The sequence below is a fragment of the Microbacterium sp. PRF11 genome (assembly GCF_031844085.1).
In the GTDB taxonomy this organism is placed as follows: domain Bacteria; phylum Actinomycetota; class Actinomycetes; order Actinomycetales; family Microbacteriaceae; genus Microbacterium.
Map to the genome: position 1 here is coordinate 1 of NZ_JAUZUP010000001.1, position 14375 is coordinate 14375.

Below are 14375 nucleotides of genomic sequence, written 5' to 3' on the forward strand. Positions count from 1 at the left end.
CCGAACGGCCACAGCGTGTACATGCCCACGCGGAACGACGCGATGCCCCACCGTCACGTCGGGATCACGCCGCGAGTCGGTACGCCGCAGCCGTGGCAGCGGCATCCATGTGTCCACCGGTGAACTCGATGCCGCCGAAGAACATCGCCCCTAGGACGAGCGCGAACACGAAGGCGATCGCGAGGAACAGCACGGCGACGCCGGCGATGGTGATGAGGATCGGAAGTCGAGAGGCCATGCATTCATCTTGCCCGCTCCCCCGGGATGGCGACCAGGGCTTGCGCCCGAGAACGACCGAAGGCCGGCACCTCCGAGGAGGTACCGGCCTTCGGCGTGAGTCGGATCAGCGACCGGAGAGCTTCTCGCGAAGCGCGGCCAGCGACTCGTCGTCGGCGAGGGTGCCCTGCGCGGGCGACTCGGACGAGAAGGATCCGCCGAACGAACCGGAGTCCGTCGGGTTGGCGGCCTCGGCCTCGAGGGCCTTGGTGACGGCAGCCTTGTGGGCCTCCCAGCGACCCTGGGCAGCGGCGTACTCCTGCTCCCACTGCTCGCGCTGAGCGTCGAAGCCCTCGAGCCAGGCACCCGACTCGGGGTCGAAGCCCTCGGGGTACTTGTACTCGCCACGCTCGTCGTACTCGGTCGCCATGCCGTACAGCGCCGGGTCGAACTCGGTGCCGTTGGGGTCGACCGACTCGTTGGCCTGCTTGAGCGAGAGCGAGATGCGACGACGCTCGAGGTCGATGTCGATGATCTTGACGAAGACCTCTTCGCCGACCGACACGACCTGCTCCGCGAGCTCGACGTGCTTGCCCGACAGCTCGGAGATGTGCACGAGGCCCTCGATGCCGTCGGCCACGCGGACGAACGCACCGAAGGGAACGAGCTTGGTGACCTTGCCCGGAGCGATCTGGCCGATCGCGTGGGTACGGGCGAACACCTGCCACGGGTCTTCCTGCGTCGCCTTGAGCGAGAGGGAGACGCGCTCGCGGTCGAGGTCGACCTCGAGGATTTCGACGGTGACCTCCTGGCCCACCTCGACGACCTCGGAAGCGTGCTCGATGTGCTTCCACGAGAGCTCGGAGACGTGGACGAGACCGTCGACGCCACCCAGGTCGACGAACGCACCGAAGTTGACGATCGACGAGACCGTGCCCTTGCGGACCTGGCCCTTGTGGAGGTTGTTGAGGAACGTGGTGCGCGACTCGGACTGCGTCTGCTCGAGCAGGGCGCGGCGCGAGAGCACGACGTTGTTGCGGTTCTTGTCGAGCTCGAGGATCTTGGCCTCGATCGCCTGGCCGAGGTACGGCGTGAGGTCGCGCACGCGGCGCAGCTCGATGAGCGAGGCCGGGAGGAAGCCGCGGAGGCCGATGTCGACGATGAGACCACCCTTGACGACCTCGATCACGGAACCGGTGACCACACCGTCGTTCTCCTTGATCTTCTCGACGTCGCCCCACGCGCGCTCGTACTGCGCACGCTTCTTGGACAGGATGAGGCGGCCTTCCTTGTCCTCCTTCTGGAGAACGAGGGCCTCGACGTGGTCGCCGACGTTGACGACCTCGTTGGGGTCGACGTCGTGCTTGATCGAGAGCTCGCGGGAGGGGATGACGCCCTCGGTCTTGTAACCGACGTCGAGGAGGACCTCGTCGCGGTCGATCTTCACCACGGTGCCTTCGATGAGGTCGCCGTCGTTGAAGAACTTGAGCGTCTTCTCGACCGCGGCCAGGAAGTCTTCGGCGGAGCCGATGTCGTTGATCGCGACCTGCTTGGTAGCCGGGGCGGTCGTTGCGGTAGTCATGTAGTGGGTTGTCCTAGTTGGGTGTGGTGTCGGGCTCCGACTCCAGCGCCCGTCGATCCGGAGACCGGGGCCATCGGGCTGGCGCCGCCCGGAGGGCGGACTCCAGCCACGAGTCGAAGCGAAGCGGATTGTTTCGTGCGATGTCACGGGTCCACCAGACAGGCAGGACCCACGTGTGACATCTCAGTCTAACGCACCATGCCTCCCCGCCGCCCACCCGCTTCGGATACCTGTCATCCGCTGACATCCCGCCGCCGGCGCGCGAGGGGACGATGCCCGCACAAGACGGTTCCTGCCCGCGGCGATTCGGGTCGGATCGGCGCTTTTCCGGGGCCGTGGAGGATCGGTCCGCCCAGGTGGCGTCCAGAAACACGTGCCAGGCTCCCCGTCTTGTGCCCGCTGGACGCGGGTCGGACGGTGACACCCGCACCGTCCTCCCCTCACGTGAAACCGGTTCTATGCGCTCTGACTCGACGCCCCTCACCAATCGTCGTGACCGCCGCCTCGCCGCCCGCCGCACTCGTCGTCGCCCCGTGACGACCGTGGGAGCGCTCGTGCTCGGCGTGGTCGCGGCCGCGGCTCTCACCGGCACCGCGCCGGCCGCCACCGCCTCCCCCACCGACCTGTCGACGGCGACGTTCTCGCTCGCCTCCTCGATCACCCCCACCGTCCTCACCGCCGCCCCCGGCCCCGAGAAGACGCAGGCCGAGACGGCGGAGACCGCCGCGTCGACCTCGATGCAGGCCGCGGCCAGCGTGCAGAACGACATCGCGGCATCCGGTCTCGACATCGGCCAGCCCGCCACGGTCGACACCGCCGCTCTGCAGCAGGCCGCGGACCGCCTCGAGGCGGCGTCGGCCCTGCCCGAGACGTTCCTCCCCGCCCTCGCCGAGGAGGTCGCTGCGGCCTCGGCCACGGTCGACCAGCGAGTCGCCGAGCTGCGCGGAGGACTCGACGCCGCTGTCGCCAAGAAAGCGGAGGAGGAGGCTGCCGAGAAGGCGCGCCAGGAGGCCGAGGCCGCCGCCGCCGCGAAGGCCGCCGCCGAGAAGGCCGCCGCGGAGAAGGCCGCATCCTCGTCGTCGAGCTCCAGCAGCAGCGGAGGCGGCGGATCGTCGGCTCCCCTCCCCAGCGGCGGCGGCTCCGGCGACAACAGCGTCGCGGGCGCGCAGGCGACCGCTCGCGGCATGCTCGCCAGCCGCGGCTGGGGCGATGACCAGTTCTCGTGCCTCGTCTCGCTCTGGAACAAGGAGTCGGGCTGGAACTACCGCGCCTACAACGCCGGCAGCGGCGCCTACGGCATCCCGCAGGCCCTGCCGGGCAGCAAGATGTCGTCGGCCGGAGCTGACTGGGAGACCAACGCCGCCACGCAGATCTCGTGGGGTCTCGGCTACATCTCGGGCCGTTACGGGACGCCGTGCGGCGCCTGGGGCCACTCCCAGTCGACCGGTTGGTACTGAGCCCTCAGCTCCACCGCATGACCGAGCGCGCCGCTCCGGAGAATCCTCCGGTGCGGCGCGCTTCTGCGAGCAGGGCGAGGTTCTCCGAGCCCGCGAGCTCGTGCAGCGTGGCCGGCCCGACGTGGACCTGCCACGCACCGTGGAAACGGAGGGCGTCGGCGCGACGACGACCGATCTCCGCGGGGACCGCGACGAAGTTGCGGGGACGCGACCGCCCCGCTCGCTCGAGCACGCGGCGCACCCACCACGGACCTCCCCCGCGGTCGATCTCGAGCACGAAACGTGGAGTGCGGATCGGCCCGCACACCTCCCCGAGGGCTGCCGCGAACGCGCGTTGATCGGCGAGGCTAGCGTCCGGGACCCGCACGGCGGCGCGGACGGTGCCGGCATCCCCCTGCTCGACGGCGAGCGTCGGGGCGGCGGGCGACGACTGGACGCGCCCGCTCTCCAACAAGGCCGTCCAAATCACCCGGGCGATGCTCTCGAGCGTCGCTGCGGCATCCCGGGCCTGTCGACGGGTTCGCCGCCACGCCGCGAGCAAAGGCGGCGCGAGGACGACCCCGACCAGCGCGCTCAGGCCACCCAGCACCGCGCCCGCCGGCAGAGGCAGGATGAGCGAGACCGCCAGGAGCGCGGCGGGCACGGCGACCGCGGCGGCGGACCAGCTCCCCAGCGCGCGCGTCGCGATCACCGACGTCGAGAAGACGGGTGTCCGCGCGGGACGCTCCACGATGGCCGAGATCTCCTCCCGGTCGTCGTAGGGGCTGCCGACGCGCCACGCGGACCGGGTCTCGGCCCGGGGCGGGACGAGAGCCAGACCGTCCACCCCGTGCAGCGACGACCCCGGTGCCTTGGCGAGCACCTCGTCGAGCGCGACGCGTCGGTCGTGCCCGAGCGCGGCCGCCAGACCGCGCACGATGCGGCCGGGGTGGTCGGTGTCGAGCCCCCACAGCGAGGCGTGTTTGCGGCGGAGGCGCGCGGCATCCGGTTGCGCGTCGAGAGGGGACGTGGGCGGGAGCAGTGCCGTGACCGTCCAGTTGTGGGCCACCTTCTCGGGCCACGCGGGGTCGAGCCGCAGGGTGCGCCCGCGCAGCTGCTGCGTCGCCGAGGCCGTGGCCGCTGCGGTGAGGTCGATCAGAGTGTTGACCGCCGGACAGTCCCAGCCCTCGCCGAAGAGTCCGCGCGTGCCGACCACCACGTCGAGACCACCGGTGGACAGAAGGCGTGAGACGGCGCCGACGATGCCCGCACCGGCGGTCCCGCGAACCTCGAGAGCAGCGGCGTCGTCGGAGCAGGGCTCCGCGGTGAGGTCCGACCCGAGCTCTCGAGACAACGCGGGAAGGACCGTGTCGGCGTGCCGACCCGCGACGCGCACCGTCGAGGACGTGACGAGGATCGAGCGCAGCGCCGAGGTCTCGGCATCCGTCGCCACAATCGAGAAGGTGCGAACGGCTCCGGCCGCGCCGAGGAGACCGCCGTGCACGTTGCCGTGGGTGACGAAGTCGGTGACGACGAGGGCGCGGAGGCGGTCGCCGAGCTCGGCGCGCTCGCGGGCGAGGATGTCGCACGCTCCCCGGTCCTTCGCCACGGACGACGCCAGCACCGTGTCGATCGGATCACGCGTGCGACGCACGCCCCGGTCGGTGAGGGCGAAGCCGAAATCCGCGAGGAGACGACGAAGCCGCTGCCAGTCGTCGGCGCGCTCCGGATCGGGAAGGACCCGGTCCAGGGCGAAACGGCCGAGCAGGCGCAGCGTCTCCTCGGTCGTGGGTGCGCGGCGGGCGACGGCCGGCAGGCACGCGGTCAGCGGGTCGTCGGGTGCGACGACCGAGAACATCGCCGCGGCCGCCTCGGCTCCGGCGAAATCGGCCGCGAAGGCCCTGGCCAGAGCGGCGTCGATCTCGCCGAGCGGATCGCGCGGGTGACGCGCGGCCACCGGGGAGGCCGCTGCCGCCGAGGGCGTACGGAACGGGTCGATATCGGGCGCCGACTCCGGCCGCTGAAGCAGATCGCGCAGGAACGCTCGCCCGGTACCCACCGCGAAGGTGGTCCGCAGCGCCTCGGCCAGGGCCTCGGCGTGGGCCGAGAGGAAGGCCAGCTCCTCGTCGGTCGGCCGGACGACGTGGATCAGATCGCGGTACGGAGCGAGGTCGCCCTCGCGCACCACCGCCGGGACCGGAACCTCCAGGTCGACCTCGCCCAAAAGCGAGACGTAGTTGTCGTACTCGTTCGCGTCGTCCGGCGAGGGAAGGGTCGCGGTGAGGCCGATGACGAGCGGCTCGCGGCCGTTCGCGCGCACCCGTGCCACGAGCGCCGCCACCACGAGCGCCCAGTGGTCGAGGAGATGGTGGCACTCGTCGAGCACGATCGTCTCGACACCGGCGCCGACGAGACGATCGATGAGCTCGCGGGCATTCGGATGCAGGGCGTCCGTGAGGGCTGCGGCATCCTGTCTCGCCAGGGAACGCCGGAGGGCACGGGAGCGGGAGCGGATGCCACGGGCATACGCCGCAGCATTGCCCGCCCGAAGAGCGACGAGCCAGTCCTCGGCCTGCTCGGGAGTGCGGTCGTCCTCGACGAGCTCCGCGGCCCATCGGGCGCGAGCGAGCTCGGCGAACGGCTCGCCCGAGTCCACCACGCTCACGGACTGATACGTCAGAGCGGTGAGATCCGCCGGGCTCGCGGGATCGTCCGACACGGCGGCGTCATCGTGGGCGAGAGTGCGGGCGGCGCTCACCCATTGCGCGCGGATCGCCGTCGTCGGTGCGAACACCACGGCCCGCGGGCCGCGCCGGGCGGCGAGCAGGAGGCCGAGCAGGGTCTTGCCGGCCCCGGGTGGGGCGACCAGGTGCACCGGCTCCCCGGCGTCGACGTCGACACGATCGAGGGCATCTGCCTGATAGGTGCGCAGAGAGCCGTCGAACCGCCAGCTCAGCAGGGGGCGGCTCGCTTCCATCGGCACCGAGCCAGTCTAAGGAGGCGCTCTCCGCGGTCCCGGCGACGGCCTCAGGCGCCGTTGCGGCGCGCCACGAAACCGGCGAGCAGCGCATGCGCCAGAGGCGCCACCGACGCGACCATGAGGACGATGCCGAGCACGGCCTGTTCGCCCTGCAACAGGATGCCGCCGATCAGGAGCCCCGTGAACAGCACCGCCGACACCACCCGGCGGATCATCCGCTCGAGATCGCGCAGGCGTCTCTCGATGCGCGGCGTCTGCACCGAGACCGACCCGTCCTCGAACCGCGAGATGAGGTTGTCGGCACGGCGCGGGAGGCGCGCGGTGACGGCGGCCACCGCCCCCACCTCGCGCACGAACGCCTGGGCGGTGTTGCCGCTCTCCTCGCGGATCAGGCGCTGGGCGTAGGGCTCGACGGCATCCCAGATGTTGAAAGCCGGGTCGAGGGCGCTGCACATGCCGCTCGTCAACGACATCGCCCGCACGATGAGGAGGAAGTTCTCCGGCAGCTGGAACGGCAGCGACCGCACGACGTCGCCGAACTCGATCGCGAACGCGCGGAACTCCCGGGGGTCGACCTCTTGCAGCTCGGCGAAGCCCATACCGCCGAAGCGCGAGAAGAGCTGCGTCATGGCGCGCTCGAGCTGGATGGTGTCGGCGGAGGGCAGCAGAACGCCCACATCACGGATGCCGTCGACCAGGCCCTTGCCGTCACGGGAGGCGGCCGCGATGAGCACGCGACGCAGTCCGCGGCGCAGGCTCGGCGGGACCTCGCCCATCATGCCGAAGTCGATGAAGGTGAATCGCCAGGCCGGGGTGCCGGCATCCGTCGTCGCGCCGAGAGGGGTCACGAAGACGTTGCCGGGGTGCGGGTCGGCGTGGAAGAAGCCGTCGTCGAACAACTGGTCGAACATCACCTGCGCGAACCGGGCGGCGACCTCGGAGGGGTCGATGCCGGCGGCGCGGAGGGCGTCGACGTCGTTGATCTTGATCGCCGTGACGTCCTGCAGGGTGAGGACACGGCGAGTGGTGCGCTCCCAGACGACCTCGGGGACGGCGACGCCGCCCTCTCCCCCGAAGTCGGCGGCGAAGCGCTCCGAGTTCGCGGCCTCGTGGAGGTAGTCGATCTCCTCGAGGCTCGTGACGGCGAACTCCTCGACGAGGGAGGGCATGTCGACACGGTCGCGGACGAGCGCGACCTTGCTGAGCCAGACGCCGACCTTGCGGAGGGCGCGCAGATCGACGTCGACGATGCGGTCGATCCCGGGGCGCTGGATCTTCAGGACGACCGCGCTCAGCCCGGTCTCGGCGGCGAGCTCGTCCGACAGGATCGCTCGGTGCGCCTGACCCAGCGACGCGGCCGCGAGGGGACGTTCGTCGACGCTCGCGAAGGCGCGTTCCAACGGCATCCCGAGCTCGGCCTGGGCGCGAGCGCGCATCTGCTCGAACGAGACCGCGGGCACCTCGTCCTGCAGACCTGCGAGCTGCTTCGTGATCGAGGGCGGCAGCACGTCGAGGCGCGACGACATGAACTGGCCGACCTTGATCATGAGGCCGCCGAGATCGACCGCCAACACGTGGAACCGTTGCGCGATGCGTTCGAGCCTGCGGGTGCGGCCCCGGGCGGAGATCCACCCGAGACCGAACCGCGGCAGGAACAGCTCGTACCACCAGGCCTGCACCAGGTAACGCGCCGCGAAGCGCGTGATCCGCCGGTAGCGGGCCTTCATGAGGGCGTCGTCGGTCATCGATCCTCCTGGATGCCGACGGGCGAAGCGCCCCCGTCGAGCCGGCGCGACCTCAACCCTGGGCGAGGATGGAGTAGAGCTTACGGCGGGCCTCTTCAAGGATCTCGACCGCTTGCGCCACCTGCTCCTTGTCTCCCGTCCGAGCGACCTGCGCGGCGGCCTGGGCGAGTTCGACGCCCGCCTTGGGCAGTGCGGTCATGCGTCCGCCGTCACGGGAACCGGCCGATTCCCACGGCGCGGTGCGCTCGGTGGTCTCGTCGCCGGCCGCCGCGCGACCCTCGGCGGTGAGCGAGTACGTCTTGCGACCGTTGGACTCCTCGGCCTGCACCAGACCCTCGTCGGTCAGCAGCTGCAGCGTGGGGTAGACCGAGCCCGGGCTCGGCTTCCACGACCCGCCACTGCGATCCTCGATCTCCCGGATGATCTGGTACCCGTGCATGGGCTGCTCGAGCAGGAGCGACAGCACGGCCGAGCGCACGTCGCCCTTGTTCATGCGGGGCGTCGAGCCGGACTTCTGCTCGAACTGCGTGCGCAGCTGCTCGAGACCCTCGAGGATGTTGGACATCGGCCAGCCGGGAGCATTGTGACCACCGCGTCCGCCGAACGCGTCTCCCAGGAATGAACCACTCATGACGACCTCCTTCGCGCGGACCCGATCTGAGTCAGCGATACACAACGATATATCGTTGAGCGGTGCCGGAGGTCGCCGTGCGGCGGATTCTCAGTACCAGTTCATCGCCTGCGAGTGGCCCCATGCGCTGCAAGGAGTTCCGTACCCGCGGGAGATGTAGTCCAAGCCCCACGCGATCTGCGTGGCGGCGTTGGTCTGCCAGTCGGCGCCGAACGTGGCCATCTTGCTGCCGGGGAGCGCCTGGGGGATGCCCGTGGCGCCGCCGTTGTCGTTGTACGCCTGATAGTTCCAGCCCGATTCCTTCGTCCACAGCGACGAGAGGCACGAGAACTGGTCGCTCCCCCACCCGTACTTCTCGGACGCGAGCTGCGCCGCGTACGCCTTGGCGCCGTCGGGGGTGTTGACCCGGGCCAGCGCGGCGGCGGCGTCGGCCTGACGCTGCGCCTCCGCGGCAGCCGCGGCCTCGGCCTGACGCTGCGCCTCGGCCGCGGCGTCGGCGGCGGCCTTCTCGGCCTTGGCCTGCTCCAGGCTGCCCCTGACCTCCGCGACCCGCGTGCTCACGCGCTCGGTCTCGGTCTCGGCGTTCTGGCTCAGGGCGGGCACGAGCAGCACGGGCAGCAGGTCGCGCGAGGTCAGGCGATCCACGGCATCCTGCAACGTGGTCGTGTCGATCGAGGCGTCGCCGATCGACAGCGGCAGACCCGTTGCCGCGACGTCGGCCTGCACGGCGCTCGCGTCGGACAGGGCCGCCTGGGCGCCGTCGAGAGCGGTGTCCGCACCGGTGCTCACGGCGTCGAGTGTGGGCGCGGTCGAGACGGGCACCGACGAGCTCGGCCCGGAGAACGACGAGGCGGAGGCGTCGGGGAGCGACACGGGGGCGGCGATCGCGAGACCGGTCGTCGCGACCATGCCGAACGCGAGACCCGCGCAGGTGGCCGCGGTGACGAGGGTGCGCCGGGCGCGGTTGACGTGGGTGAGTTTGATGTCGGAACGCAGCAAAAGAGATCTTTCGTCGGGGGGCGCGCTCGTCGGGATCGAGCACGGCGGTCGCGCCGTCGGGTCGGCACGGGCCCCGAGCATGGGTGCTGGTTCTGGACGTTATCTTTTCGTTACCTGGAAGACCGGTGGGAGCGGGCGGCATCGCCCCGGGCCGGACACGTCGGCATGGACGACCCTCGCACCTTCCCGTGGACGTGTCGGAGACGTCGACGTTTAGGCACTCCCACCTGGACTTTTCCGTGACGCCGCGCGGGGCGGGCCCACGCGCCGCCACCCGCGCGCCCGGCACTGACGAGGAGAGGCCGATGCGGCGAGGAAAAATCTCGCCGCATCGGCCTCACGGCGAGGATCTCCCCGTCCTTTGCGACCCCGCGCGTCAGCTGCGGTGTGCGCGGTAGTAGTCGAGGAGCGCGCGGGTGGAGGAATCCTGGGCGGCCAGCGCCTCGTCGTCGCCCTCGATCGCGGGGGCGATCTGCAGGGCCAGCTGCTTGCCCAGCTCGACGCCCCACTGGTCGAAGGAGTTGATGCCCCAGATCGTGCCCTGCGTGAAGGTGATGTGCTCGTACAGGGCGATGAGCTGGCCCAGGACCGACGGCGTCAACGACGGCGCGAAGATCGACGTCGTCGGGCGGTTGCCGGGGAACGTGCGAGCGGCGACGAGGGCTCCGGTCGTCCCCTCGGCCTCGACCTCTTCGGCGGTCTTGCCGAACGCGAGCGCCTTGGTCTGGGCGAGGAAGTTCGCCAGGAACAGTCCATGGACGTCGCGCCCGTCGTCGGCCAGCGGGTAGGCCGGGTTGACGAAGGCGATGAAGTCGGCGGGGATGAGGCGGGTGCCCTGGTGGATGAGCTGATAGAACGCGTGCTGACCGTTCGTGCCGGGCTCTCCCCAGAACACCTCTCCGGTGTCGGTGGTGACGGGGGTGCCGTCCCAGCGCACCGACTTGCCGTTGGATTCCATCGTGAGCTGCTGCAGGTAGGCCGCGAAGCGGTGCAGCTGCTGGGCGTACGGCAGCACCGCGTGCGACTGGGCCCCGAGGAAGTTGGTGTACCAGACGTTGAGCAGGCCCATCAGGACCGGCACGTTCTGCTCGATCGGGGTGGATGCCACGTGCTCGTCGACCGTGTGGAATCCGGCGAGCAGATCCCGGAACACGTCGGGGCCGAGCGAGATGGCGAGAGACAACCCGATCGCCGAGTCGACGGAGTACCGGCCGCCCACCCAGTCCCAGAACCCGAACGCGTTCGCGGGGTCGATCCCGAAGGCCGACACCTTGTCGAGCGCCGTGGACACCGCGACGAAGTGGTGGGCGACGGCGTCGGTGCGGGCGGCATCCGAATCGTCGATGGCGCCCTTCTCGGCGAGCTGCGCCCAGAGCCAGTCGCGCGCGAGGCGGGCGTTGGTCAGCGTCTCGAGGGTGGTGAACGTCTTCGACGCGACGATGAAGAGCGTGGTCTCCGGGTCGAGGTCGGCGGTCTTCTGCGCGATGTCGGTCGGGTCGATGTTCGACACGAAGCGCGCGTGGATTCCGGCGTCGGCGGAGGGAAGAAGGGCCTCGTACACCATGACAGGACCGAGGTCGCTGCCGCCGATGCCGATGTTGACGACGGTGGTGACCTTCTTTCCGGTCACCCCGCGCCACTCGCCCGAGCGCACACGATCGGCGAAGGCGCTGAGCCGGTCGAGCACCTCGTGCACGTCGTGATCGATCTGCTGGCCGTCGACGACCAGCGCGGGCTCGGCGTCGGCGGGACGGCGAAGAGCGGTATGCAGCACGGCACGGTCTTCGCTCGTGTTCAGGTGCGCGCCGGCGAGCATGTCGGCGAAGCGCTCGCGCACGCCCGTCTCGTCGGCGAGGGCGACGAGGGCCTCGAGGACCTCGGGGGTGACGAGGTTCTTCGACAGGTCGACGTGCAGATCGCCGACCGTGCGGGTGAGCTCGCGCGTGCGGTCGGCGTCGGCGGCGAACCAGCCGCGCAGGTCGGGCTCGAACGCGGCCCTCAGTTCGGTCAGTCGAGACCAGGCGGCGGTGGTGGTGGGATCGATGGGCGCAGTCACGGGTCCCACGCTAGCGATCCGCGCCCCTCGCCACACCGCGGATGACGAAGTACGCCGGGAGCGTTACGGTCGGCGCGCGGAGACGGACGCGTCTTCGCCGCCACCCACCGCTTCGGGGAGAGCGATCTCGCGCTCGCGGTCCCACGGTTCCGTCCACCTGAGCCGATCGAACAGACCGTCGAGCAGCATCGCCGTGAACCCCCACACCGTCTGCGGCCCGGAGGCCGTCTCGAGGGCGAACGCCGGTCCGCGCCACTCGCGGCCGTCCCGGCGGATGACGGTCACCCCGCGACGCGCGGGATCGAGCAGATCGGCGACGGGGGCTCGGAACACCTCCGCCGATTCCGCCGCGTCGATCGCGCGGACCGGCGTAGGGCGCGTCCACCACGCGAGGACGGGCGTGACCTCGTGTCGTGAGAAGGCGAGCGGCACCGGCGCGAGGGTGCCCAGGACCTCGATGCCGGCGGTGTCGACCCCCGTCTCCTCTCGCGCTTCGCGCAGCGCCGCGGCCACGCCATCCCGATCGCCCGGGTCCACGCGCCCTCCCGGGAAGGCGACCTGACCGGGGTGCGCGCGCAGGGTGCTCGCCCGCGCCAACAGGAGGACGTCGAGATCGCTCGGCACGTGCGCCGCCGCTCGAGAGCTCGGGATGCCGTCGAGCACCCCGAACAGGATGAGAACCGCCGCGGGTCGCGCCTCGCCCTCGACCGGGAGGGCCCGCAGAGACGGCGAGACGTCGCCGACGCCCTGGGCGAGAAGGTCTTCGAGCTGCGCGCGGGGAGACGACATGGGTCGAGGCTAACGGCGGCGCACCGATCACGCGCGCCGGGCGAGACCCGGCATCCGGGGTCGGAACGACCGGCCCTCCCCCGGCGAGCGCGTGTGAGGATGAGGAAAGGGAGGTGTGCGATGACCGGAGTGCTGCACGCGGTGACCCTCGTCGTGAACATGCCGATCACGAAGATCGACGCGCTCGACGCCATCGCCTTCGCCGCCGACGGCGGAGTCGAGGATGCCGGGACCGCCCACCCCCGCGTGTGGCTCGCCCCGCACGCGTGGGCCGAGGTCGAGATTCCGAAGTTCGCCGATCCTCCGCCCTTCGCGATCGACGTCTACTCCGACGTCTCGGCCGAGATCGCGTGGGCGCAGGCCCGGCGTCTGCACGACGCCCTCGAACGCTTCGGCTGGAACGTACGCCCGCCGGTCGCGGGCGCGCGCTGAGGTTTCGTCCCTCAGCCGTCGAGACCGACCAGCACCTCGCTGCGCTCCCACAACTGCCGGGCGAGAACGGGGTCGTCCGCGAGACGGTTGGTCTTCGCGGGCTTGTTGTTCGAGTAGAAGCCGCCGGGTGTCCAGTCCACGCCGGGCTTGCCGAGAGCGAGCCAGGTGAGGCGCGCTCCGCCGACCGAGGTCGAGGTCATCAGGCGCTGGGCGAGCGGGCCGCTGTAGAGAAACTTCCACGGCCCGTCGCTCGTTGAGCCGAAGTTCGAGGCGATCACGCCGGGGTGGAAGGCGACCGCCGAGAGCCCCCCGTCTCCGAACCGGCGGTTGAGCTCCTTCGTGAACAGCACGTTGGCGAGTTTCGCGTTGCCGTACGCCGTGGTCGAGGAGTACCGGTGCTCGCCCTGCAGGTCGTCGATGTCGAACCGCGGGAACAGCTTCGCCGCGGCGCTCGAGGTCTGGATGACCGACGCGCGCGACTCCACGAGCCGCTCGCGCAACAGGTTCGTCAGCAGGAACGGCGCCAGGTGGTTCACCTGGAAGGTTGTCTCGTAGCCGTCCTTCGTCAGGGTGCGCTCGCCGAATACGCCGCCGGCGTTGTTGGCGAGCACGTCGATGCGGGGGTATTTCTCGAGCAGGGATGCCGCGAGCTCGCGCACCTGCGCCAGGTCGCTGAAGTCGGCGACGAAGGAGTCGGCCCCGAGCGAGCGAGCGACGCGGGCGGTCTTGTCGGGGTTGCGCCCCACGACCACCACCTCCTCGCCCACCTGGACGAGCTGCTTCGCAGACGCGGCGCCGATGCCGTCGCTGGCTCCGGTGATGACGATGGTGCGGGTCATGCGAACCTCCTGATCGATGGCGCCACGCTAATGCGGGCACCGACGAGAACGCGGGGGCTTGCCGCCGGCATCCGGGGCCGGAAAGAACTCACAGCCCGCTCCCAGCCCCACGGGACCAAAACCGGCGGGCTCGACGTTCTCCCCCCATGACGCCCGCACCGGGCGACATGACGAAAGGACACGCACCGTGAGCACGGAGTACCGGAAGACGTCGGAGGCGCTGAGTCGTCTCACCGACCGCCAGTTCGCCGTCACGCAGGACGACGCGACCGAGCCGCCGTTCCGCAACGAGTATTGGGACAACCACGAGGACGGCATCTACGTCGATGTCGTCTCGGGACAGCCGCTGTTCAGCTCGACAGACAAGTTCGAGAGCGGGTCGGGCTGGCCGAGCTTCACCAAGCCGATCGACGACGCCGCGGTGGTGAACAAGACCGACCGCTCGCTCTGGATGACGCGCACCGAGGTGCGTTCCTCGGGGGCCGACAGCCACCTCGGGCACCTGTTCGACGACGGCCCCCGCGACCGCGGCGGGCTGAGATACTGCATGAACTCGGCCGCGATGCGGTTCGTCCCCGTCGCCGACCTCGAAGAGCAGGGCTACGGCGCGTACCTGCCCCTGTTCCGTGAGAGCCGAGCCTCATGAACCTCTTCCCCTTCCGCACCCGCA

General features: G+C 70.6%; 12 protein-coding genes. 3 read left to right on the forward strand and 9 right to left on the reverse strand.

Going from position 1 to position 14375, the window contains the following annotated elements:
• Positions 1-64: 64 nt before the first annotated feature.
• Positions 65-238, reverse strand: coding sequence for a hypothetical protein (locus Q9R20_RS00005; RefSeq protein ID WP_311247426.1), 174 nt, complete (start codon positions 236-238; stop codon positions 65-67).
• A 105-nt stretch (positions 239-343) separates the two neighbouring features.
• Positions 344-1798: a 30S ribosomal protein S1 gene (gene rpsA, locus Q9R20_RS00010; RefSeq protein ID WP_311247427.1), complete on the reverse strand. Its 1455-nt coding sequence runs from the start codon at positions 1796-1798 to the stop codon at positions 344-346.
• 458 nt (positions 1799-2256) lie between these two features.
• On the opposite strand from rpsA, the gene Q9R20_RS00015 reads away from it, so the two are divergent.
• The gene (locus tag Q9R20_RS00015; protein WP_311247428.1) at positions 2257-3255 is read left to right on the forward strand and encodes a lytic transglycosylase domain-containing protein; all 999 of its coding nucleotides are present in this window, start codon (positions 2257-2259) and stop codon (positions 3253-3255) included.
• Positions 3256-3259: 4 nt separating this feature from the next.
• Here Q9R20_RS00015 and Q9R20_RS00020 read toward each other — a convergent pair whose 3' ends face one another.
• From Q9R20_RS00020 to Q9R20_RS00045, 6 genes are all read right to left on the reverse strand, one after another.
• The gene (locus tag Q9R20_RS00020; protein WP_396653646.1) at positions 3260-6217 is read right to left on the reverse strand and encodes a hypothetical protein; all 2958 of its coding nucleotides are present in this window, start codon (positions 6215-6217) and stop codon (positions 3260-3262) included.
• Between the two features lie 44 nt (positions 6218-6261).
• Positions 6262-7959 carry an AarF/UbiB family protein gene (locus Q9R20_RS00025; protein WP_311247429.1) on the reverse strand — a complete coding sequence of 566 codons (1698 nt, stop codon included), beginning with the start codon at positions 7957-7959 and terminating at the stop codon, positions 6262-6264.
• Positions 7960-8011: 52 nt separating this feature from the next.
• Positions 8012-8590 carry a PadR family transcriptional regulator gene (locus Q9R20_RS00030; RefSeq protein WP_311247430.1) on the reverse strand — a complete coding sequence of 193 codons (579 nt, stop codon included), beginning with the start codon at positions 8588-8590 and terminating at the stop codon, positions 8012-8014.
• A gap of 90 nt (positions 8591-8680) precedes the next feature.
• Complete coding sequence (locus Q9R20_RS00035; RefSeq protein WP_311247431.1) at positions 8681-9589, reverse strand: phospholipase; 909 nt, start codon at positions 9587-9589, stop codon at positions 8681-8683.
• Positions 9590-9965: 376 nt separating this feature from the next.
• Positions 9966-11645: a glucose-6-phosphate isomerase gene (pgi, locus tag Q9R20_RS00040; RefSeq protein WP_311247432.1), complete on the reverse strand. Its 1680-nt coding sequence runs from the start codon at positions 11643-11645 to the stop codon at positions 9966-9968.
• 63 nt (positions 11646-11708) lie between these two features.
• Complete coding sequence (locus tag Q9R20_RS00045) at positions 11709-12434, reverse strand: CoA pyrophosphatase (RefSeq protein WP_311247433.1); 726 nt, start codon at positions 12432-12434, stop codon at positions 11709-11711.
• A gap of 120 nt (positions 12435-12554) precedes the next feature.
• On the opposite strand from Q9R20_RS00045, the gene Q9R20_RS00050 reads away from it, so the two are divergent.
• A complete protein-coding gene (locus Q9R20_RS00050; protein WP_311247434.1) occupies positions 12555-12866 on the forward strand; it encodes a hypothetical protein in 312 nt (103 codons plus the stop codon).
• Between the two features lie 11 nt (positions 12867-12877).
• On the opposite strand, the gene Q9R20_RS00055 is transcribed toward Q9R20_RS00050, so the two are convergent.
• The gene (locus tag Q9R20_RS00055) at positions 12878-13705 is read right to left on the reverse strand and encodes an SDR family NAD(P)-dependent oxidoreductase (protein WP_311247435.1); all 828 of its coding nucleotides are present in this window, start codon (positions 13703-13705) and stop codon (positions 12878-12880) included.
• Positions 13706-13892: 187 nt separating this feature from the next.
• Here Q9R20_RS00055 and msrB point away from each other — a divergent pair, with 187 nt between their 5' ends.
• The gene (gene msrB, locus Q9R20_RS00060; RefSeq protein ID WP_311247436.1) at positions 13893-14351 is read left to right on the forward strand and encodes a peptide-methionine (R)-S-oxide reductase MsrB; all 459 of its coding nucleotides are present in this window, start codon (positions 13893-13895) and stop codon (positions 14349-14351) included.
• The last annotated feature ends 24 nt before the right edge of the window (positions 14352-14375 follow it).